Below are 21,876 nucleotides of genomic sequence, written 5' to 3' on the forward strand. Positions count from 1 at the left end.
TGAGATAATAAAGTATACATTGATAAAGGTGGAAGTGAAATGAGAATTATTGTATATTGCGGTGCAAGTAAAGGGAATGAAGCCATCTATCTGGAAAATGCGAGAACATTAGGCAAGTGGATTGCTGATAATCACCATTCCCTTGTATATGGTGGAGGAAATGTAGGATTAATGGGAGAAGTTGCAAATACTGTGCTCGAACATGATGGACGTGTAGTAGGTGTCATTCCAAAGTTTCTAGCTGACAGAGAAATTGCACATAACGGTTTGACAGATTTAATCGTAGTAGATAACATGTCCGAACGAAAGAATAAAATTCTTGAAATAGGAGATGTTTGTATCGCATTACCAGGAGGACCCGGCACGCTAGAAGAAATTAGTGAAGTCGTTTCATGGTCACGTATTGGACAAAATGACAGACCTTGCATTTTATATAATGAGAGTGGGTATTATGACCTTTTAGAAGCATTCTATGACAATATGGTCGATAAAGGTTTTCTGACACAAGCAGATAGAGACAATGTATATTTTGTTAAAAGTATTGAAATCTTAAATGAAGTGATAGAAAACTATAGAGAACCTGAAATAAGAATATATAAAAAATAAGATCCAGAGCTGGATCTTATTTTTTATGCTTCAGTTTGTTCCACAACTGCGTGCTTGTCATTAAAGATATTACGGTTAAATGTTCCAAGCATACGAGAAGTTACCGTACCACTTAGCATACTGCCATTTACATTAAGTGCAGTACGTCCCATATCAATCAAGGGTTCAACAGTGATTAATACACCCGCAAGTGCGATAGGTAATCCCATAGATGAAAGTACAATAATCGCTGCAAACGTTGCACCACCACCAACACCTGCAACACCGAATGAACTAATTGCGGTAATCACTGCGAGCTGAATGATAAATTCAGGTGACAGTGGGTTAATACCTACAGTTGGTGCAATCATCACTGCAAGCATCGCTGGATAAATTCCTGCACATCCATTTTGTCCCATCGTTGCACCGAATGATGCTGACATATTCGCAGTTGCATCATCCACCCCAAGCGCATTTTTTTGTGCAGAAATGTTAAGTGGAATTGCACCAGCACTAGAACGAGAAGTGAAGGCGAAGATTAATGTCGGAATAACTTTTTTAAGATATGTAATTGGGTTTAATCCGAATATAGCTACAAGAACGAGATGAATAATGAACATCGTAATAAGTGCAGCATATGAAGCAAGCACAAATTTCCCAAGCTCCATAATGCCAGCAAAGTTTGTGCTGGCAATCATATTTGCCATGAGCGCAAGCACACCGAATGGAGTTAAACGTAAGATGATTGTGACAAGGCGCATAACAACAGCAAATATAGCATCCACCATCTTTGTAAACATTTCGGCATGTTCAGGCTGTTTGCGACGTACCCCAAGCACAGCAACACCTACTAAAAATGAGAAGATAACAACAGCGATAACTGAAGTCGGACGTCCGCCCGTCATATCCATGAAAATATTTGACGGGATGAAATTAACGATACGCTGAGGCATCGTTTTTTGTTCCATCGTATCAAATTTTTGCTGAATCTCTGTACCACGCATTTTTTGATCTTGTCCGATATGAATTTGATCTGCATTTAAATCAAAGAGTAGTGCGGATCCGATACCAATAAGTGCAGCTACTAATGTCGTCGTGATCAAAGTTCCGATAACCCATGCTGCCATCTTACCTAAACGGTCTGCAGCATCTAAGTTGATAATCGAGCGAATAATTGACACCATGACTAGCGGCACGACGATAACCATAAGTAGTTGAACGTATCCGCTACCGATAATTGAATACCAGTCGAGCGTATTTTCAGTTATCTTGCTGCCAGATCCATAGGCAACTTGAAGAAAAATTCCGAGAAGAATCCCGAGTGCCATACCAGTAAACACACGCTTTGAAAATGAAATATGTTTCTTATGCATTAGAATTAGTAATCCTATAAGAATACTAAGAATTAAGACGTTAAAAAAAGTTAACCAGTTTTCCATCTGATTAAATACCTCCGAAATATTATTTTGTAGACTTTACTACTTTACAATGGAAAGTAATATATTTCAAGAGTAGAAATGAAAATGAATGTAATAAACAGATGTGGCGAACAAACGCGAAGTTCGCCATCTAGGTAGTGAGAACTAGATATTTATCGCTGTATGTGGCGAACAAAGGTAAAGTTCGCCATCTAGGTAGTGAGAACTAGATATTTATCGCTGTATGTGGCGAACAAAGGTAAAGTTCGCCATCTAGGTAGTGAGAACAAGATGTTTATCGTTGTATGTGGCGAACAAAGGCGAAGTTCGCCATCTAGGTGGTAGGAACTAGATATTTATCGCTGTATGTGGCGAACAAAGGTAAAGTTCGCCACCTAGGTAGTGGGAACAAGATATTTATCGCTGTATGTGGCGAACAAAGGCAGAGTCCGCCACCTAGGTAGCGAGAACTAGATATTTATCGCCTCCTGTACCTCAGTCATTTACCCAGACAATTTTATAAGTATATTCATCATGCTTTTCTTTCAATATAAATGATGCATGTTCAGAAGCGATATAAGCTTTTCCGCACGTTTTACCTATCGATGCATAGTTTTTGCTCATAATTTTCTTGATTGTCGTTTTTCCTATACCTGTGAAGTCAACAATTTCGGATGTTTTTACATGACTTTGTTTAAGAAGTGCTATGGTATCGAATGCGATGTGTACAGCTTCTTGCTTTGAAAAACGTCTGCCACATTCACAAATAATACGTCGTTCTTTATTTTGAAACACTCTTAAAATATTTTTACAAGAAGGACATTTTATTCCTTTCTTCATATCCTGAAAAGGATAGTAGTGTATTCTTTCATGTTTGCTGTCTTTTTTATGGAATTTAGAAAACGTCGTCAAAGCACGAATATCAACATCATTCGGTGGTTTAATGAGCGCATTTACAATACGATCGATATCCTTATGAAAAATAATATGTGAATGACCATTAAATCCTGTAACAATAAAGTCTGGATTAATAAACACGACATAGCTTAATATTTTATAGTCCAGATTATGTTTCATGCAAAACTGCTTCAATTTAATATGCGCTCCCTTAAATTGTGATATAGGATCTTTAATAACATAGTTCTGTTCACTGACAAAGTTGTTATCAATAAATGAATAATGCCCAGAAAAATTTTTAATATCAAAATGAAATAAATAACCATCATGAATCACAAGAAAATCATATTGAACTTCACCGTGATAATCTAACCTCAGATCCCATAACTTTGTACCGTCGCAATTTTTAATACGTTCGTAAAACTGCTTTTCTCCTATATAGCCAGAATATAAACGTTTATATTGTGCTTCATCGAAATCGTCTAAGGTTATTCGACTTTGCACTTCAAATAAATATTTGACATAAGAGCTTGGCTCATAAGTTTTTACAAACATTTCGTCACCTCTACTTTAATATATACCGATAAAATAAGGGTGACAAATTACGATTTTGAAAATATTATTTATTTTGTGTAATGCAAAATCGTTTCGCTTAAACGTTGGCAACTTCCTTCAACACGGTCATTATAGTACTGTGCAAATCGCTCATCCTGCACGTAAAGTGATGCCATATTTCTATGATATTCAGTGCTATACATCCCGCTCATTATTTCAAGCCACGACTTATGATATTCAAAAATTTCTTGTCCGTACAGTACTTCATTCTCTTTCAGTTTTTCTTCTTTAAATGCTTCAAGCTTCTGTTGTTCCGTCATTTGAATCTTTCCTTTAATTAAATTACACCTTTACGCAACGTTAAGGTCAACAGTTGTGGTAAAATTAATAAAAATTTACACGAGGTGACATCTATGACAAACATACTCATGAGCACATTCCAGGCCAAATCAGGCTGGAATAATATATTACAGAAGTACTTAGAAAATAAAAAAGTGCTCGTCATTCCTTTCGCATTTGGTGATATCGTAAAAAATGAACGAGATTGGCTGAAAATATATGGACTCCGCAGCAAATATTATTTACAGATGGTGAATCCGCTCGTGAGTTTTGGAGTGAATAAAAAAGATATTTCCTGGGCAAAGTATTATTCCGATACATCTCGGACTTTAAAAGAGAAGATTAATAAAGCGGATGTACTGTTCTTCTCGGGAGGATACCCAGATTTAATGATGAAGCGTCTGAAGGATATGGATGTAATAAAATCGATTCAGAAGTTTAAAGGAACAGTTATTGGTTTCAGCGCAGGTGCGATGGTTCAGATTGAAAACTTCCACATTACGCCTGACAAGGATTATAATCACTTCTCCTATCATTATAGTTTAGAATTGTTACATGGATTTGATGTTGAAGTTCATTATGAGAAGTCCGACGACCATGATGCATATATTGATAAAGTAATCATGGAAAGAAATATTCCGGTATATGCGATAGGAGATAACGGTATCGTTATTGTTGAAGACAACCAATTTAAAAGCTATGGAGATGTGACGTTTTATCACGTATAATACGTCCCGCTAGATAATTCTTTAAGTTTTATTTATGATAACTATATTGAAAGGAATGATTTTATGCCGATGATGAATGTTTATGTAACACTTGAAGAGAAGAAGATGATTCAGGCAGTTGCTAAAGCTTTGGATATGAAAGTGTCAGATGTTTTTAAAACATATTCAATGAAAGAAATAGAAAGTAAAGCACGTGATCTTGATATTGATCAAGTGTCAGTAAAGCAGGATAAACAGCATAAAGCGATGATGCGTGAGCTTGGGTTATAGTGTTTACAACTCATTTTATGCGCTTTATAATATTTCTAAAGGTGGCTTTGTGCCGGTTTTCATTTATATGATGATTACAGCGCCTTCCGATATGGAAGGCGCTGTTTATTTTGGAGGTTACAATGAAGGTTAATTTGTTTTTACTTGCGATGATGGCATTTTTAGCAGGGTTAAATGAGCTTGTGTTAGCAGACATTCTCCCGTTCGTGATGGATTACTTTAATATTAATACGCAAGAAGCGGGTTATTTAATAACCGTCTTCGCATTAATATTTGGTCTTGCAGGTCCTGTTCTGATGAGTGTAACGATGAATGTAAATCGTAAGACGCTGTTATTAGTTTTCTTATCGGTATTTATCATCGGTAATTTAATGAGTGTGTTTGCACAATTCTACTGGATGATGATGCTATCGCGCATTGTACTTGCTGCGAGTGTGTCGATGTTGATCGGCTTAGCATTATCGTTATCTGTTAAAGTAGTACCTGAGTATATGCAGGCGCGTGCGATCGGCATTATTATGATGAGCATCAGTGGTTCTTTAGTACTGGGAACGCCGATTGGTATTTATATTTCAGAACTGACAGACTGGAAAGTGATATTTATATTGATCAGTGTTTTATCGGCAATACTAATGCTGTTACTGATGAAGTATTTCCCGAAGAATATTCAAGTTGAACATGTCTCTATGGCACGTGACTGGAAGTTTATATTGAAGAAAGAAATTTTATCTGTCCATTTGTTCAGTTTCTTATTCTTTGTAGGGCAGGGCATGTTTTTCGTTTATTTAACGCCGTATTTAATGGATAGAGGTCATAGTATTGCAATTGTAGGCTTAATTTATCTTGTGTTTGGTCTTGCAGGGATTATCGGCAGTGGGATTGGTGGCTATATGACAGATAAGTTTGGGAGTACGAACTTACTTGTAGTGCAGTCGTTTTTATATGTATTCTTAATGCTGATGGTAAATTTTACAGCATTTTCTGCCGTGCTGGTATGTATTAATATCGCGATATGGGCGATGACGGGGTGGATGGTAAATGCTCCGACGCAAACATATTTAATACAAGCAGCACCAAAGTTCTCAAGTATTAATCAAACTGTAAGTACGTCATCAACACAGTTCGGTATTTCTCTAGGCGCACTGTTAGGTGGCATCTGTATTACCCAGACGAATTCATATCCTGCGCTCATTTATTATGGATGCTGTGTTCTTGTAATTGCATTTTTAGTAACGCTATATATACGCAGACTTAATACGAAATAAGGAGTGGCAGAGGCCACTCCTTATTTTGCGTGTATAGATGAATGTTTAAGGGATTTATGTGTTACCGCATGATGAACGAGGCTGACAACTTTAGAAATTGTAAGCGCGCTCCCAAACCATGCGATAAATCCTGTAACTATACTCAGAGCATAGTTTGAAGTTGTGCTTAACATACTCCATGTAACGAGTATGCTGATCAAACCGCCAGTCATGCCGAATACAGCACCGCGACATACGTTCGTTGCAAATTTATTACCGTACTCCATACCTGCAATTACAAGGGAAAGGAGGAATACAGCGGGGAATGTTGCGAATATACCGCCAAAATCTTCCCATGGGATTACTTTTGAAATGATATAGCTGAAAGCAACAGTGCTTCCGCCGATGAGGAATTTTAATAATAGTATTTTTATTTTCATCTGAAAGACTTCCTTTAGATATTTTTGAATGCGAATAATACGCAAGAAATAACAAACCAGCAAAGCGTTGATAACACAGCGCCTTTCTTAAATCCTGTCTTAGGTACAAAGTATGATGCGAAGGTAACAGTTAAGATGCAGCTCGTAATACCGATGACGGCACCGCTGCTTAAATTCATCGAAGCATTTACTAAATCTTCGCCGTGGTGATCGACTGATAGTGCAAGTATTGCTGCTAGAAATACAGCAGGAAGTGTAGCAAAGATACCACCGATTTTACCACCTACTTTACTTGCAATGATAGATGCGCCAGCTACTGCAGCACCACCGATGATAAAGCGTAATATTAACCCGGACAATGATATTCCGAACATTCAGGTCATCTCTTTTCTTTATTCGTGATTAATTTCACAATTAAGAATAAGCGTGTTTTAATATATTGTAAAGTCATTTAAACATAATGCCACGTAATTGTCACAAGTATTACTTTACTAACTTGTTGGTAAAACATATTAAATTCCTATACTATTAAGATACGAACAAATTGTAGGAGAATGCTTGTGAAATATTTTTTGATTACTATAGGAATCATATCGACCGTACTTGGTTTCATCGGTGCAGCATTACCACTTTTGCCGACGACGCCATTTTTACTGCTGGCAGTATTCTGTTTCGCACGCAGTTCTGATCGGTTTCATGAATGGCTCGTGCGAACAAGGCTATATAAAAGTTATGTGCAGGAGTTTTATGAACAAAAAGGATATACGATGAAGAAGAAATTTCAACTATTACTGTCGGTATATATCGTTGTTGGATTTTCAATGTATATGGTCGATCATTTATATGTCAGGATTGGACTTGGAATAATGTTGTTCTTACAGACGGTGGTACTGTTTACGTTTGTGAAGACGATTAAAGAATGAAAGGCACGCATCATTTTGATGCGTGCCTTTTTGCGATTACTGTTTCTCTTTCAATCAGTTTATGTGGAATAACAAAACGCGTGCCCTCTATTCTGTCACCTTTTATTAGGTTTGCAAGTTTATGCATCGCTATTTGACCGAGTTTTTCAGTTTCTATATCCAGCGTTGTTAAATAAGGATGCGTGAGCGTTGAAAATATTGAATTGTTAAAGCTAATCACTGAAATATCATCTGGCACTCTATAACCATATAATTCAACCAGCTGAATAATACGCAAAGCGAAAATATCATCCAGTGCGATAATTGCTGTCGTATTTGTAGCCTGTATTTTATCTTCAAATTTGATGTAGTCATCTGGCGCATTTAGTGTCAGGCTTTGATGTGCATTTAACTGTGCCATCATCATCGATTTCTGATAGCCGAAGTATCGTTCATAGAAAATGTTCTCTGTTGTCGTATTTGTGATAAAGAGTATGTTTTGATGGCCATTTTTGATTAAATAATCAGTCGCTTGCTGACCGAGGAGCTGGTTATCATTATCTACATAAATTGTATTTGAAAGTGCGTCATAAGGTTGTCCGATTAATACGAAAGGAATACTATGTTTACGCAAATATTCAATGATAGGATCATCAATGACAGAGTATGTAATGATAAAGCCGCCAACTTGCTTTTCAGTATGCATCGCTTTAACATTCTCGAACAATGTATCGATGTCTTTCGCAATTGCAAGAGCTGTGGTTAAGTTATGAGTTCGTGCTTCCCCGTTTATCGCTTCAATAATTTCAAGGAAGAATGGATTAGCAAGACGCTCTTTGGAATCGAGTGGTGGCAAAATGATGCCTATAGCACTCGTCGTACGCTTCCCAAGATTTCTTGCAGAAATATTCGGAACGTAGCCGAGTTCATCCATTACTTTCTGAACTTTCTTCTTTGTCGCCTGTGAGATGCTCGGATGATCATTGATCACGCGTGACACTGTGCTTGTTGCAACACCTGCAGCGTGTGCAACGTCTTTAACGGTTATTGCCATAGTTTTCCTCCACGTTACATGATTTATCTCTATGATGGAGCAAACGATTACATTAGTCAATACACTTATAAAAGCTTATTAAAGTTACTATTTACAAAAGTAAGTTACAGTGATATATTGAATTCAACGAAACCGGTTGCATAAAAATAAAAGGAGTTGAATGTAGTGAAAAAATTATTAAGTTTTGAATTCTGGCAAAAGTTCGGAAAAGCATTGATGGTCGTTGTTGCAGTAATGCCAGCTGCTGGGTTGATGATCAGTATCGGGAAATCGATTCCGTTAATCAGTCCGGATATGCAGATGTTGATTACAATTGGTAGTGTTATAGAGAGCATAGGTTGGGCGATTATTGGAAACCTACATCTGCTCTTTGCATTAGCGATCGGAGGAAGCTGGGCGAAAGAGCGTGCTGGTGGCGCGTTTGCAGCAGGGATAGCCTTTATATTAATCAACCGTATTACAGGTGCGGTCTTTGGTGTTAACAGTGCAATGCTCGCAGATGACAAAGCATTTACTCACACATTATTCGGCACTAAGATTATGGTGAAAGGGTTCTTTACGAGTGTATTAGAGGCACCTGCATTAAACATGGGTGTGTTCGTAGGGATTATCGCAGGATTTGTTGGTGCGAATGCATATAACAAATATTATAACTACCGTAAGTTACCAGATGCATTATCATTCTTCAATGGTAAACGTTTCGTACCATTTGTCGTTATTTTATGGTCGACAATTGTAGCGATTGTACTATCAATCGTATGGCCTTATATACAGGCCGGTATTAACAACTTCGGTCTATGGATTGCAACATCTAAGGATACAGCGCCTATCTTAGCACCATTTTTATTTGGATTTTTAGAGCGTTTATTATTACCATTCGGATTACATCATATGCTTACAATTCCAATTAACTATACGCAACTTGGTGGAACATATGAAATTCTTTCTGGTGCACAAGCAGGGACGAAAGTATATGGACAAGATCCTTTGTGGCTAGCATGGGCAACAGACTTAGTAAACTTAAATCATGCTGGAGATACAGCGCAATATAATCACGTATTAAATACATTTACACCTGCACGTTTTAAAGTAGGACAAATGATTGGTTCAAGCGGTATTTTAATGGGGCTTGCTTATGCGATGTACCGTAACGTTGACAACGATAAGAAACCAAAATATAAATCAATGTATTTATCAGCTGCAATCGCAGTATTCTTAACTGGTGTAACAGAACCTTTAGAATTTATGTTCATGTTTGTTGCAGCGCCGCTATATGCAGTTTATGCAGTAATTCAAGGTGCAGCATTCGCGATGGCAGACGTCATCAACCTACGCGTTCATTCATTTGGGACAATCGAATTATTAACACGTACACCTCTTGCGCTTAAAGCAGGACTTGGTGGCGACTTGATTAACTTTGTCTTAACGACGATTGGATTTGCAATCGCAACATATTTCATTGCAAATCTCTTAATCAAAAAGTTCAATTTTGCAACACCAGGACGTAACGGAAATTATGAGATTGATGGAGAATCTAACGCAACAGAAGTTGTAGCAGCAGATAAGCAAGTGATTCAAGTCATTCACTTATTAGGTGGGAAAGAGAATATTAAAGATGTCGACGCTTGTATGACAAGACTGCGAGTAAGTGTTAATGATAAAGCTAAAGTTGCGACAGAAACGGAATGGAAGAAAGCTGGAGCAATGGGATTAATCGTGAAAGATAACGGTGTACAGGCTGTTTATGGTCCTAAAGCAGACGTATTAAAATCAGATATCGAAGATTTATTACAGTCAGGCGCTGATATTCCACAGCCAGAAGAAACAGTGGTTCAGCCAACTATACTGGACAACTCTGATGGTGCTGGATTTACAGGTCATGTACATCAACTACTTGCAGTTGCAGATGGAGAAGTCATCGATATTACTTCTGTGAACGACCCGGTATTCTCACAGAAGATGATGGGTGAAGGTTATGCAGTAAAGCCCGAATCAGAAGAAGTTGCATCGCCTGTAGATGGAGAAATCATCAGTATCTTCCCAACGAAACATGCAATTGGTATTAGAACGAATGATGGGATAGAAGTGCTCGTGCATATGGGTATTGAAACAGTTCAAATGAAACAACCAGCTTCACGCGTTGTTGTCAATGACGGTCAGAAGGTAAAAGCTGGAGATACATTAGCTTATATGGATCTCGCAGCAGTAAGAGCAGAAGGTAAGGATACGACAATTATTATCGTAATGACCAATAGCGATAAAGTTGATACATTACAATTAAATAAAACAGGAATCGTTCAAAAAGGTGAAACAGTTGGTACGATGACAGTTTAATCAAAAAGACAGTCTTTGGACTGTCTTTTCGTTATAATAGGGATAATTAATGATAAGGAGCGAATGCAGTGAAAGTACTAACATTAAATACCCACAGCTGGTTAGAAGACAATCAAGAAGAGAAACTAAATGTTATCGTGGCGCGTATACTGAAAGCAGACTATGACATTATTGCACTTCAGGAAGTAAATCAATTATCGGAGAATGACGTTATTGATGCACCGAATAATCTTTGCCCTCTATTGGATCAAACGCCTATTAAAGAAGGCAACTTCGCATACGAAATTGTAGAAAAACTACGTGCCCTCGGTGTAACCTATTACTGGAGTTACGCGACGAGTCATATTGGCTATGATATCTATGATGAAGGTAGTGCATTGCTATCTAAAGCACCGATTGATCCATATGCAGTATTTGTTTCGATAGAAGAAAGTCCTGATGACTATAAATCAAGAAAGATACTATTTGGAAAAATAAATGTAGGCGATAATGAAATGCTCGCAGTCAGCTGTCACTACTCGTGGTGGACGACATTTGCAGAAGGGTTCAGCTATGAATGGAATAATACAATTAATGCATTGTCACATTATGAGCTGCCGAAGCTTTTAATGGGAGACTTTAATAATCCAGAAGGTACAGAGGGATATGCATATGTATTAAAAAGTGACGCGAATATACAAGATACATATACAGTCGCTAAAAAGAGAACAGGCAGTCATACCATCGAGAAAAATATTGCAGGGTGGGAAGATAACGATGGTAAGCTAAGAATTGACTTTATCTTCAGTACCCCTGAATTTAAGGTATTACATCACGGTACAGTATTTGATGGAAGAACAGAAGCAATTGTGAGCGATCACTTCGGAGTAGAAGCGGAAATAGAACTTTAAAAATACCAGCCATGTGCTGGTATTTTTTGTTTGGAAATTATTATGGCATAATAAAACTGAGGTGAGCATATGAAGATTATGATTGTTGAAGATGATCCGGTTATTCGTGAACATCTTGCTGAAGCACTGAAAAAATGGGGATATGAAGTATACATTGCAAATAACTTTAATGATATCATTGAAGAATTTAATGATTACAAGCCGCATATAGTACTACTAGATATTAATTTACCTGCTTATAATGGTTATCACTGGTGTCAGGAAATAAGAAAGATTTCTCAAATTCCGATTATATTTATCAGTAGTAGAAATGATAGTATGGATCAGGTGATGGCGATGCAGATGGGTGCTGACGACTATATCGAGAAACCATTTAATATGACGGTCACAGTATCAAAAGTTCAGGCGATGCTAAGAAGAAGTTATGACTTCTCCATTTTAGAAAAAGGGATAGAGATTAATGGTGCAGAGCTCATTCCAGAACAGGCAAAATTGATGTTTCACGAGGAACATATAGATTTAACGTTGACAGAACTTCAGATTATGCAAAGTCTATTTAAAGCAAATGGAAGTTTTGTCAGTCGCAATGCACTCATCGAATCATGCTGGGAATCAGAGCATTTTATTGATGATAATACGCTTGCTGTCAACATGACACGATTACGTAAAAAGCTTCAGAAGATTGGGCTTGATAATTTTATTGAAACAAAGAAAAATGTCGGATATCGAGTGGTGAAGTAATGGGTTTTATTAAATATAAATTGAATGAAATCATTATTATTATCGTGCTTTCATTATTATTTGGACTAATTATGATGCTTTATAATACTCCTTTAGAAGGCATTGTATTAACTGCAGGTATTATTATATTTTTAGGAATTATTTATTTCAGTTACAGTATGATGATATATAAAAAAGTGTGTACGGTACAAGAAGAAAATTTACAATTGAAAGAAGAAATTCAGGACATAAGAAATGAAAAGATCGAGTATCAAAGTGAAATAGAGTCATACTTCCTGTTGTGGGTTCATCAAATGAAGACACCAATCACTGCTTCAAAATTGTTGCTAGAAGCTGAAGATATTCAAACAATTTCACAGATGCGTCACGAGATTCTGCAGATTGATAATTATACGAATCTCGCACTCAGTTATCTAAAGCTAATGAATGAAAAGACAGACATGGTTTTTATGAAGGTGCGAATGGATGACTTAATCACCCCTCTCATTAAACGTTACTCAATTCAATTTATTCATAACGATACAAAGCTGCATTACGAAAAAATATACGACAGTGTATTAACTGATGCGAAATGGACTAGTGTGATGATAGAACAAATTTTAAATAATGCACTGAAGTATGCACGTGGTAAAAATATATGGATCAAATATAGCGAAGCAGAAAATATCTTGTCGGTAAAAGATGATGGCATAGGGATTAATACTTCTGATTTGCCCAAGATATTTGAAAAAGGCTTCTCCGGATATAATGGTAGATTGAATGATAAATCTAGCGGTATAGGTTTATATATTGTTAAAACGATTGCGCGAAGAATGAATGTCTCTGTTTCAGTAGAATCTGAATTAGGCAAAGGGACAACTTTTCATATGAAATTCCCGAACCTTACAAATTTGTAAGGTTCATTTTTATCTTTGTAAGAATAGATGAAGGTCAGGAAGTTCACGACCGAGTACAATTTACATATAGATTAAAATTAAAGGAGTGACTTTCATGTTATTAGATATTAGAAATGTTAAAAAAGTGTATGGAAAAGGTGCCAATCAAACTGTTGCACTAAAAGATATGAACTTTTCAATTGAAAAAGGAGAGTTTGTTGCAATCATGGGTGAATCTGGTTCTGGGAAGTCGACTTTACTCAATATTATTGCAACATTTGATAAACCGACAGAAGGGAGTGTTTTCATAGCTGGACAGGATATTGGTAAACTTAAAAATAAAGCAGTTGCAAAATTTCGAAGAGATTCACTTGGTTTTGTGTTCCAGGATTTCAATGTATTACATACAATGTCAAACAAAGATAATATATTAATGCCGCTTGTACTAAGTAACAAGAAACCTTCCGAAATGAATGAACGTTTAGTCCCTTTGACAAAGCAGCTCGGCATCAGTGAATTGTTAGATAAATATCCGCATCAAATCTCCGGAGGACAACAGCAGCGTGTTGCGATTGCGCGTGCGCTTATTTCAATGCCAGACATCTTGCTTGCTGATGAACCTACGGGTGCACTTGATTCTAGAACGTCGAGTGAAATCATGCATCTATTTCAAAATATAAATGCCGCTGAACAAACGATATTAATGGTGACACATTCGAGTATCGATGCAGCATATGCAAAGCGTGTCGTATTTATTAAAGATGGTATTCTTTATCATGAAATTTATCGTGGTGATGAAACGCAAGCAGAATTTCAAAAACGTATATCTGATAGTTTGGCAGTGTTATCAGAAAGAGGTGTATAAAATGACGCTTAAATTAATTTGGAAGCTCGTCGTTAAGAATTTCAATATGCTAAGAAGTATAATTGCTCCTTTTATTCTGGCTGCCGGCGTAATGTTTGGTCTGGAATATATTATGGTGTCACTCATTAATAATGATTATATACAAAAAAGACATGAGACCTTGCCGATGCTTATTTCTTATGCGAATATCATTGCTGGAATACTGACAGTTATATTCGTGATCTATGCAAATCATTTCGTAATGAAACAACGTAAGCAGGAATTTGCACTTCATATGATTTTAGGATTAGAGAAAAAACATATTCGATTGATGATCTGCTTAGAAATGATCATCCAGATGGTCTTAATTGGATTTATCAGTATCGTGGGCGGTTACTTGTTCGGGAATCTTGTATTTTTAATTCTGAACAAACTGGTAAAGGGTTCAGGCATTACGTTGATGAACTATCCATTCGATGTGAAAGCTGCAATTGTTATAAGTGTGATGATATTATGCGTATATATCCTTCTTTTTATACTGAATCATATAATGATTACAATACAAAGTCCAGTACAGTTGATGCGTTCTCAAAAAGCAGGAGAGGAGAAGACGCGAAAATGGTTTACCGTACTTTGTTTTATATTCGGAAGTATATTTTTGAGTTACGGATATTATCGAGCGATGACTGTTGAAGGTATATTGTCATCTTTTCAGACAATATTTTTTGCAGTACTCGCTGTCATGATAGGAACATATTTACTCTTTATGTCATTAACAATCATCATTTTACAATTATTAAAGAAAGAAGAGAGAATCTATTATCAACCGAAGCACTTCTTTTCTATTTCTGGGTTGATCTCTCGTATGAAAAAGAATGCGATTGGATTGGCAAGTATTACGATGCTTGTGACATTTTTGGTTGTAACGCTGGGTATGACACTGACCGCATATAGAGGAATGGAGAGTCAGGTGTCAGGAAGGTTGAATCAGGATTACCATATCGATATTTACAGTAATACAGATGTTCAGACAGTTAAAAATGAAATTAATCGTTATGCACAAGTTGATTATTACCGACAAGGGGACACTATATTTTTTCCGTTACAGAACATAGAAGGAAACTTGAAGAAGTTGCCTGAGAATGCAAGAAGTGCAGATGCAAAAACGATGATCTACGCTGTAGTAACAACAGTGAAAGATCATAATCAATTGCATGATGATCATCTTCAGATCAAAGGTGATGAAGTCATATTAAGTGCAAACACAAGTCGATTTAAAGGGTATCAAGAAGTTAATCTTACAGAAAAATCAACTAAAGTTGTGTATAGCGATAAAGATTATCTTGGTAACCAGCTAGCGATAGATGCACTTTACATTGTCGTTAAAGATAAATCTGTATTTGAACAAATAAGGCAACATTACAAATCTTATGATCCGAATAAAGAGAAAGCGATGCCTTCAGAAATCACTACAAGCATGGAGTTCAATATTATAAAGGGTGAGAAAGAGTTTAAGAAACATATTTCTGAAATACAGAAAAAGATTGGAACACAAATTGAAAGTAAGTCAGAGATTAAGAAGATGATTTTTGAGCTTAATGGAGGGCTTATATTTATTGGGATTGTAGTGTCGATTGTACTATTGACAGGTATTTTCTTAGTATTATATTATAAGCAGTTATCTGAAGGTTATGAAGATAAACGTAATTATAGTATTATGAAGAAAGTTGGATTGCCTGATGAATTGATTAGATCGACAATTCATAAACAAATATTCTGGGTGTTTGGACTTCCTATTATAGTGACATTAGTGCATACACTATTTGCATCAAAAATAATTTATAATCTGCTAGGGGTACTTGGTATTCGTGATAGATGGATGTTTATTACAAGTTATATCGGCGTGACCATGATTATCATGCTAGTTTATGGCTTGATGTACTTAATTACGAGCAGAAAATATTATAATATTATTAACGAATAATGCCAGCCACGTGCTGGTATTTTTGTTTGGAAAATTTCTGCGCGCACGCGTCCAGGAACGTGCAGCATCTCATTATTATGAGCAAAAAAGGAACGTGCAGAAATTTGAAGTCATTTCGTCTGCACGTTCTAAATTGTTATTTAACTGATACTTTTAATACTTCGTATCCAAGTTTTTCTATTGCTTGCTGAACCTCTTCAGGTTCAACGATTGCTGGATCAAATTGCATCTTCGCTTTACTTGCGTTAAATAATACTCTCGGTGCTTCAACACCTTTAATATTCTTCAGTAATCCTTCGATAGATGCTAAGCAAGATGGACAAGTTAATGTTTCGAGTTGTAATGTTAATTGTTTCATAATGATTTCCTCCTAAGATTATTTTTTTGATTTAAATTGAATTAATCTCATCGCGTTTAGTATAACAAGCAGCACACTTACTTCATGAGCGAACATACCTATCGCTAAGTTTACACCGCCCATGATTATACCGATGAGCAGTAAGATTACTGTAATAAGTGCGATTGCGATGTTTTGTTTTAATATGCGCATTGTTTTCCTTGAAAGATTAATTGCATGTGCATATTGTGTCAATGAGTCGTTCATCAGAACGAGATCTGCGGTCTCCATAGAGATATCTGTTCCGCCTTTCCCCATAGCCAGTCCTACATCTGCGATTGCAATTGCTGGCGCATCATTGATTCCATCACCGGCCATTGCAACTTTTTTACCTTGCTGCTGCAGTAATTGAATGTGTTTCAATTTATCATTCGGCATCATTTCAGCTTGATACGTATCCAGACTTAATTGCTGACTTATAGTGTGAGCAGTTCTTGCGTTATCTCCTGTAAGCATGATGATTTCTTTAATTCCGTTATCGCGCATTGTTTGAAGTGCTTCTATTGCATCTGAGCGGATCGCGTCAGCAATCGCGATAATGCCAGTAAATGTATTATCGATTGCGATAAATGTAACAGTATTACCTGACGTTTCTAATTGTTTTGCCTGTTGTTCGTATTGTTCTTGTATCGTAATATGATGGGTCTGCATTAGTTTACGATTTCCTATTAATACAGTCTGATGGTGGATTTTACCTTTAATCCCTTGTCCTTTAACTGTTTTTGTTGTAATCATTTCGGATTGGTCGAAAGCTACTCGTGCTTTTACGTATTCCACGACTGCCTTACCAAGATGATGTTCAGACGTCATTTCGATTTGGCCGACGAGTGATAATATTTCTTGTTCTGTAAAGTGTGTCGTGTCAAATTTAACAGAAGTTACTTCTGGACGACCTTTCGTTAACGTACCAGTTTTATCGAAGACAAGTGTGTCTACTTTTGATAATGCATCGATCACTTCTCCACCTTTAATGAGCACACCATTTTTAGCGCCATTTCCAATTCCAGCGACATTTGCAACAGGCGCGCCAATAACGAGTGCTCCTGGACATGCAATGACTAGAAATGTAATAGCCAGGTGAAGATCGCGTGTGATAAGCCAGACGATTAATGATAGTATTGCAATACTTGGTGTGTACCATTTTGCAAATCTATTCAGAAACTTCTCTGCTGGTGATCTTGCATCTTGTGCTTCTTCTACGAGTTCTATAATTTTTGCGAACGTCGTGTCTTCATCTACTTTTTCAGTGAATACTTCAATATATCCAGTATCAATAATGGTACTGCTGTAAACTTTGTCATTTTCTTTCTTTGATACTGGGTGTGACTCTCCTGTTATGGATGCTTCAATAATATGAGCCTTTCCTTTAATGATATAACCATCCACTGGTACAGTCCCGCCAGAATATACGACGACTGTGTCACCAATATTAATATCGTCAATATCGACTTTTTCAATTTCTCCGTCTCTTAATCGGTTTGCATCTTGTGGTGCCATATCAACAAGTTTGCTAATTGAATTACGTGTAATCTTAAGCGTTCTTGCTTCAAGATAACTTCCGAATAAGAATAGGAATGTTACAACAGCTGATTCAGTATATTCATGAATATATAGTGCGCCGATAACTGCAAGCGTTACAAGTAGTTCAATGGAGAAGACTTTCAGCATAAGTGATTGCCATGCTTTTAATGCGATTGGCATCATGGCGATTAATGTTGCGATAATAAGGAAAGCGTTGCTAAAGCTTTGTACATCTGTCCATTTTAATAATAATCCAGACATAAGAAATATAAATGTAATCAGTGTCAATGTATTTACGTTCTGATAAATCCACTTATTCATTGTCTCTGCTCCTTTCATAATATGTGTTGTCCTTTCACATATTATGATAAGGGAGATTCCACTTTAATAAATTGACTTAGATCAATTTATTGAGGTTTTCCTGAAGAATTCGATATGTTTTATGATTAATCTTCTTTATAATCTGTTCTTCATCTAATTTATTGAAAGTACGATTTAATGTTTCAGGCTGCATACTTAAATAAGACGCAATATGCTTTTTCGTTAAAGATAAGTTCAGCATATTCCCCTCACGATAGTTTTCGATATACATCATTAGTTTAGAACGGCTATCCAGTAATGAAATATTCGTTGTCTGCGTTTCAGATTCTGACAGACGTTTTGCAAATGTTTCGATAAAGGTAATGCTGATGCTAGGATATGTGTGCATTAATTGATATATATCCTCTCTTTTTATAATACAGATTTCAGCATCTTCTAAGACTTCAGCGTAAGATGTGTTGTTCAAAGAAGGATTGAATAATGATATTTCTCCCGTATAGTCACCGTGAGAAAGTATTCTAATCAGCTGTTCTTCACCGTTTTCATTGAGTTTATAAATTCTGACACGCCCTTTATGCACAACATAGAGAGAATCGATTGTATCTCCAGCTAAATAGAGATGTTCTTTTTTAGCAAAAGATCGTTGCATAATCTTGTTGAAAATAAGCTGCATCGTCTCTTCGTCAAGATGATTGAATATAGGTACTCTCTGCACGCATAATTCATAATTATGATGACATTCCATAATGAAGCCTCCGGTATCTTTTAATCTCATCCTAACATATATAATTGATGAGTTATCAATTTATGATTGTCATTTTCTTTTTAATGTGACATACTAATTATTGTATTAGTATGACCTATTAAAACAAATGGTATAACACATTAAAAATAAGAGGTGAATGAAGTGAGTAAAAAAATTTATGCTTTTGAAGAAGGTAAACAAGATATGAAAGACTTATTAGGCGGTAAGGGTGCAAATCTTTCGGAGATGATGCGTCTCGGGTTACCTGTACCTAATGGTTTCACGATTACGACTGAAGCTTGTATTGAATACCTAGCACAAGGTGAGCAGTTAACAGAGGGTGTATTAAACGAATTACAGACATATATTAAAGATTTAGAAGATAAGACAGGTAAGGCTTTCTCTTCTAAAGAAAATTTATTACTCGTATCTGTACGTAGTGGTGCGAAGATTTCGATGCCAGGAATGATGGATACAATTTTAAATTTAGGGTTAAATGACGAAAACGTTGAAAGTTTAGCACAAGTGACGAACGATGCACGTTTTGCTTATGATTGCTATCGTCGTTTGCTGCAGATGTTCGGTAGTGTTGTATACAATATCCCGATGGAGGCCTTTGAAGGTTTCTTTGAATCATTCAAAAAAGAAAAAGGCCATCAGATTGATGCAGATATTCCTGCTGAAGATTTAAAGGTGATTGTCGAGAAATATAAAGAAATTTACGTTGAAGAAGCGTATAAGCCTTTCCCACAAGAGCCGTTTAAACAGTTGACAGAAGCGATTGAAGCGGTATTCAAGTCATGGAATAATGATCGTGCGCGTATTTATCGTGACTTAAATGAAATTCCTCATGATATCGGTACAGCGGTAAACGTTCAGGAAATGGTCTTCGGAAACAGTGGAGACCGTTCAGGTACAGGTGTAGCCTTTACACGTAATCCAGCGACAGGTGAACATAAGCTATACGGTGAGTACTTACTCAATGCACAAGGTGAAGACGTTGTTGCGGGAATCCGTACACCGAAAGAGATTGAAACATTAAACGAGCAGATGCCACAAGTGTATCAGGCATTTGTTGATGTCACGAAGAAATTAGAAGCGCATTACAAAGATATGCAGGATATTGAGTTTACCATTGAAAACGAAAGATTATTCATTTTACAGACGAGAAATGGTAAACGTACAGCAAAAGCTGCGATTAACATCGCTGTAGACATGGTACATGAAGGTGTCATTTCTAAAGAAGATGCCGTTGCAATGGTAGATGTAAAGTCATTAGACCAGCTGTTACATCCTAACTTTAATGAAGATGCATTAAAAGATGCAGAATTAGTATCAGATAAAGGTTTGCCAGCTTCTCCTGGTGCTGCAACAGGTATTATCGTCTTCTCAGCATTAGATGCAAAAGCGAAAGCTGAGGCTGGTGAGAAGGTTATATTAGTTCGTCCAGAAACTTCTCCAGAGGATATTGAAGGGATGATTGCAGCTGAAGCGATCGTAACGACACATGGGGGTATGACAAGTCACGCTGCTGTAGTTGCCCGTGGTATGGGCAAATGCTGTGTAACTGGATGTTCAGATCTTGAAATTAACACGAAAGAAAAATATGTAAAATATGCCGGTAAAACGCTATCTGAAGGTGATGTTATCTCAGTTAACGGTTCGACGGGTGCTGTATACATCGATGCAATTGAAACGACGAAAGCTGAAGCAAGTGATGCCTTTGAAGAATTTATGGGCTGGGCCGAAGCAATTGCACGTTTATCTGTACGTATGAACGCTGAAACTGAAGGTGATATTACAGCGGGTTATTCATTTAATGCACAAGGTATCGGTCTAGTACGTACTGAGCATATGTTCTTTGGTGAAGAGCGTTTAATCGAAATGAGACGTTTCATCTTAGCATCTACATACGAAGAGCGTGTAGAAGCTTTAAATAAAATTAAAGTGTATCAAACAAAAGATTTCGAAGGTATCTTTAATTTATCCGGGGACCGTCCATCAATCGTCCGTCTATTGGATCCACCATTGCATGAGTTCTTACCAAAAGGTGGGGAGGAAGTTAAAGCAGTTGCAGACCAGTTGGGTGTAACAGCAGACTTCTTAGAAAAACGAATTACTGAATTACATGAATTTAACCCGATGCTCGGTCACCGAGGGTGTCGATTAGCAATTACTTACCCTGAGTTATACGAAATGCAGACTGAAGCAATTATTACAGCTGTGCTTAATCTAAAACAAAGAGGTATTGAAACGAAACCAGAAATTATGATTCCGTTAGTGTCAACATCACAAGAATTTATTATCTTAAAAGAGATTGTTAAGAAAAAGGCTCAGGAAATCATGGATGCAAAAGGTGTACAAGTTGACTATCTGATTGGTACAATGATTGAAACACCACGTGCATGCTTAGTAGCAGGCGAACTTGCTGAGCACTCAGAATTCTTTAGTTTTGGTACAAATGATTTAGCACAATTAACATATGGTTTCTCTCGTGATGATGCAGGTAAATTTATTAACGAATATATTAACCGTGAAATTCTTAGCGTCGATCCTTTCCAAACATTAGATGTAGAAGGTATGGGACAATTAATCAGGATTGCAGTTGAAAGTGCGAAATCAGCAAATCCATCGATTAAGATCGGGGTTTGTGGTGAGTTAGGTGGAGACCCCAAATCAATCCATTTCTTTAATGGCTTAGATATTGATTATGTATCATGTTCACCATTCCGTGTACCAGGTGCAATTCTTGCAACAGCTCAAAGTCAGGTGGAATAATATCGGGAGGCAGT

Annotated in this window: 21 protein-coding genes and 1 pseudogene; 13 read left to right on the forward strand and 9 right to left on the reverse strand. The window is 36.8% G+C overall.

Going from position 1 to position 21,876, the window contains the following annotated elements; all coding sequences use genetic code 11:
- Positions 1 to 39: 39 nt before the first annotated feature.
- Positions 40 to 606: an LOG family protein gene (locus CD152_RS00125; RefSeq protein ID WP_012656174.1), complete on the forward strand. Its 567-nt coding sequence runs from the start codon at positions 40 to 42 to the stop codon at positions 604 to 606.
- Positions 607 to 629: 23 nt separating this feature from the next.
- Here CD152_RS00125 and CD152_RS00130 read toward each other — a convergent pair whose 3' ends face one another.
- The 3 genes from CD152_RS00130 to CD152_RS00140 form a co-directional block, all read right to left on the reverse strand.
- A complete protein-coding gene (locus tag CD152_RS00130; RefSeq protein WP_101141080.1) occupies positions 630 to 2,024 on the reverse strand; it encodes an L-cystine transporter in 1,395 nt (464 codons plus the stop codon).
- 474 nt (positions 2,025 to 2,498) lie between these two features.
- Positions 2,499 to 3,455: a nuclease-related domain-containing protein gene (locus CD152_RS00135; RefSeq protein ID WP_103214182.1), complete on the reverse strand. Its 957-nt coding sequence runs from the start codon at positions 3,453 to 3,455 to the stop codon at positions 2,499 to 2,501.
- Between the two features lie 68 nt (positions 3,456 to 3,523).
- The gene (locus tag CD152_RS00140) at positions 3,524 to 3,775 is read right to left on the reverse strand and encodes a TipAS antibiotic-recognition domain-containing protein (protein WP_101141083.1); all 252 of its coding nucleotides are present in this window, start codon (positions 3,773 to 3,775) and stop codon (positions 3,524 to 3,526) included.
- A 93-nt stretch (positions 3,776 to 3,868) separates the two neighbouring features.
- On the opposite strand from CD152_RS00140, the gene CD152_RS00145 reads away from it, so the two are divergent.
- From CD152_RS00145 to CD152_RS00155, 3 genes are all read left to right on the forward strand, one after another.
- Positions 3,869 to 4,522 (forward strand): Type 1 glutamine amidotransferase-like domain-containing protein, encoded by a 654-nt coding sequence (locus CD152_RS00145; RefSeq protein WP_101141085.1) that lies wholly within the window; start codon positions 3,869 to 3,871, stop codon positions 4,520 to 4,522.
- A gap of 63 nt (positions 4,523 to 4,585) precedes the next feature.
- Positions 4,586 to 4,792 (forward strand): hypothetical protein, encoded by a 207-nt coding sequence (locus tag CD152_RS00150; protein WP_101040843.1) that lies wholly within the window; start codon positions 4,586 to 4,588, stop codon positions 4,790 to 4,792.
- A gap of 122 nt (positions 4,793 to 4,914) precedes the next feature.
- Positions 4,915 to 6,057 carry an MFS transporter gene (locus CD152_RS00155; protein WP_103214183.1) on the forward strand — a complete coding sequence of 381 codons (1,143 nt, stop codon included), beginning with the start codon at positions 4,915 to 4,917 and terminating at the stop codon, positions 6,055 to 6,057.
- Positions 6,058 to 6,077: 20 nt separating this feature from the next.
- Here CD152_RS00155 and CD152_RS00160 read toward each other — a convergent pair whose 3' ends face one another.
- Together CD152_RS00160 and CD152_RS00165 are read right to left on the reverse strand one after the other, a co-directional pair.
- Entirely contained in the window at positions 6,078 to 6,470 is a 393-nt protein-coding gene (locus tag CD152_RS00160; protein WP_103214194.1) for a DUF3147 family protein, read from the reverse strand.
- Positions 6,471 to 6,490: 20 nt separating this feature from the next.
- Entirely contained in the window at positions 6,491 to 6,850 is a 360-nt protein-coding gene (locus tag CD152_RS00165) for a DUF3147 family protein (RefSeq protein ID WP_101040840.1), read from the reverse strand.
- 186 nt (positions 6,851 to 7,036) lie between these two features.
- On the opposite strand from CD152_RS00165, the gene CD152_RS00170 reads away from it, so the two are divergent.
- The gene (locus CD152_RS00170) at positions 7,037 to 7,399 is read left to right on the forward strand and encodes a YbaN family protein (protein WP_041635784.1); all 363 of its coding nucleotides are present in this window, start codon (positions 7,037 to 7,039) and stop codon (positions 7,397 to 7,399) included.
- 10 nt (positions 7,400 to 7,409) lie between these two features.
- On the opposite strand, the gene CD152_RS00175 is transcribed toward CD152_RS00170, so the two are convergent.
- Positions 7,410 to 8,432 (reverse strand): LacI family DNA-binding transcriptional regulator, encoded by a 1,023-nt coding sequence (locus CD152_RS00175; protein WP_103214184.1) that lies wholly within the window; start codon positions 8,430 to 8,432, stop codon positions 7,410 to 7,412.
- Positions 8,433 to 8,597: 165 nt separating this feature from the next.
- On the opposite strand from CD152_RS00175, the pseudogene CD152_RS00180 reads away from it, so the two are divergent.
- The 7 genes and pseudogenes from CD152_RS00180 to CD152_RS00205 all read left to right on the forward strand — a co-directional run.
- Positions 8,598 to 10,229, forward strand: a pseudogene (locus CD152_RS00180) (PTS transporter subunit IIBC); the annotation flags it as partial.
- A gap of 30 nt (positions 10,230 to 10,259) precedes the next feature.
- Positions 10,260 to 10,766 (forward strand): PTS sugar transporter subunit IIA, encoded by a 507-nt coding sequence (locus tag CD152_RS12200; RefSeq protein WP_243710611.1) that lies wholly within the window; start codon positions 10,260 to 10,262, stop codon positions 10,764 to 10,766.
- Between the two features lie 68 nt (positions 10,767 to 10,834).
- Positions 10,835 to 11,656 carry an endonuclease/exonuclease/phosphatase family protein gene (locus CD152_RS00185; protein ID WP_101141095.1) on the forward strand — a complete coding sequence of 274 codons (822 nt, stop codon included), beginning with the start codon at positions 10,835 to 10,837 and terminating at the stop codon, positions 11,654 to 11,656.
- A gap of 69 nt (positions 11,657 to 11,725) precedes the next feature.
- Complete coding sequence (locus CD152_RS00190; RefSeq protein ID WP_103214186.1) at positions 11,726 to 12,397, forward strand: response regulator transcription factor; 672 nt, start codon at positions 11,726 to 11,728, stop codon at positions 12,395 to 12,397.
- Positions 12,397 to 13,293, forward strand: a complete 897-nt coding sequence (locus tag CD152_RS00195; RefSeq protein ID WP_103214187.1) for a sensor histidine kinase — start codon at positions 12,397 to 12,399, stop codon at positions 13,291 to 13,293. Before CD152_RS00190 ends, CD152_RS00195 begins: the two co-directional genes overlap by 1 nt.
- A 94-nt stretch (positions 13,294 to 13,387) precedes the next feature.
- Positions 13,388 to 14,137 carry an ABC transporter ATP-binding protein gene (locus CD152_RS00200; protein WP_086038006.1) on the forward strand — a complete coding sequence of 250 codons (750 nt, stop codon included), beginning with the start codon at positions 13,388 to 13,390 and terminating at the stop codon, positions 14,135 to 14,137.
- Between the two features lies 1 nt (position 14,138).
- Complete coding sequence (locus CD152_RS00205) at positions 14,139 to 16,100, forward strand: FtsX-like permease family protein (protein ID WP_103214188.1); 1,962 nt, start codon at positions 14,139 to 14,141, stop codon at positions 16,098 to 16,100.
- Positions 16,101 to 16,236: 136 nt separating this feature from the next.
- On the opposite strand, the gene CD152_RS00210 is transcribed toward CD152_RS00205, so the two are convergent.
- The 3 genes from CD152_RS00210 to CD152_RS00220 form a co-directional block, all read right to left on the reverse strand.
- The gene (locus CD152_RS00210; protein WP_103214189.1) at positions 16,237 to 16,458 is read right to left on the reverse strand and encodes a heavy-metal-associated domain-containing protein; all 222 of its coding nucleotides are present in this window, start codon (positions 16,456 to 16,458) and stop codon (positions 16,237 to 16,239) included.
- Positions 16,459 to 16,476: 18 nt separating this feature from the next.
- Positions 16,477 to 18,339 (reverse strand): heavy metal translocating P-type ATPase, encoded by a 1,863-nt coding sequence (locus CD152_RS00215; protein ID WP_103214190.1) that lies wholly within the window; start codon positions 18,337 to 18,339, stop codon positions 16,477 to 16,479.
- Between the two features lie 76 nt (positions 18,340 to 18,415).
- Positions 18,416 to 19,084: a Crp/Fnr family transcriptional regulator gene (locus CD152_RS00220; protein WP_103214191.1), complete on the reverse strand. Its 669-nt coding sequence runs from the start codon at positions 19,082 to 19,084 to the stop codon at positions 18,416 to 18,418.
- Between the two features lie 162 nt (positions 19,085 to 19,246).
- Between CD152_RS00220 and ppdK the strand changes: the two genes are divergently transcribed.
- Positions 19,247 to 21,862, forward strand: a complete 2,616-nt coding sequence (ppdK, locus tag CD152_RS00225) for a pyruvate, phosphate dikinase (protein WP_103214192.1) — start codon at positions 19,247 to 19,249, stop codon at positions 21,860 to 21,862.
- Positions 21,863 to 21,876 lie beyond the last annotated feature (14 nt).

The sequence above is a fragment of the Macrococcoides caseolyticum genome (assembly GCF_002902665.1).
GTDB lineage: Bacteria > Bacillota > Bacilli > Staphylococcales > Staphylococcaceae > Macrococcoides > Macrococcoides caseolyticum.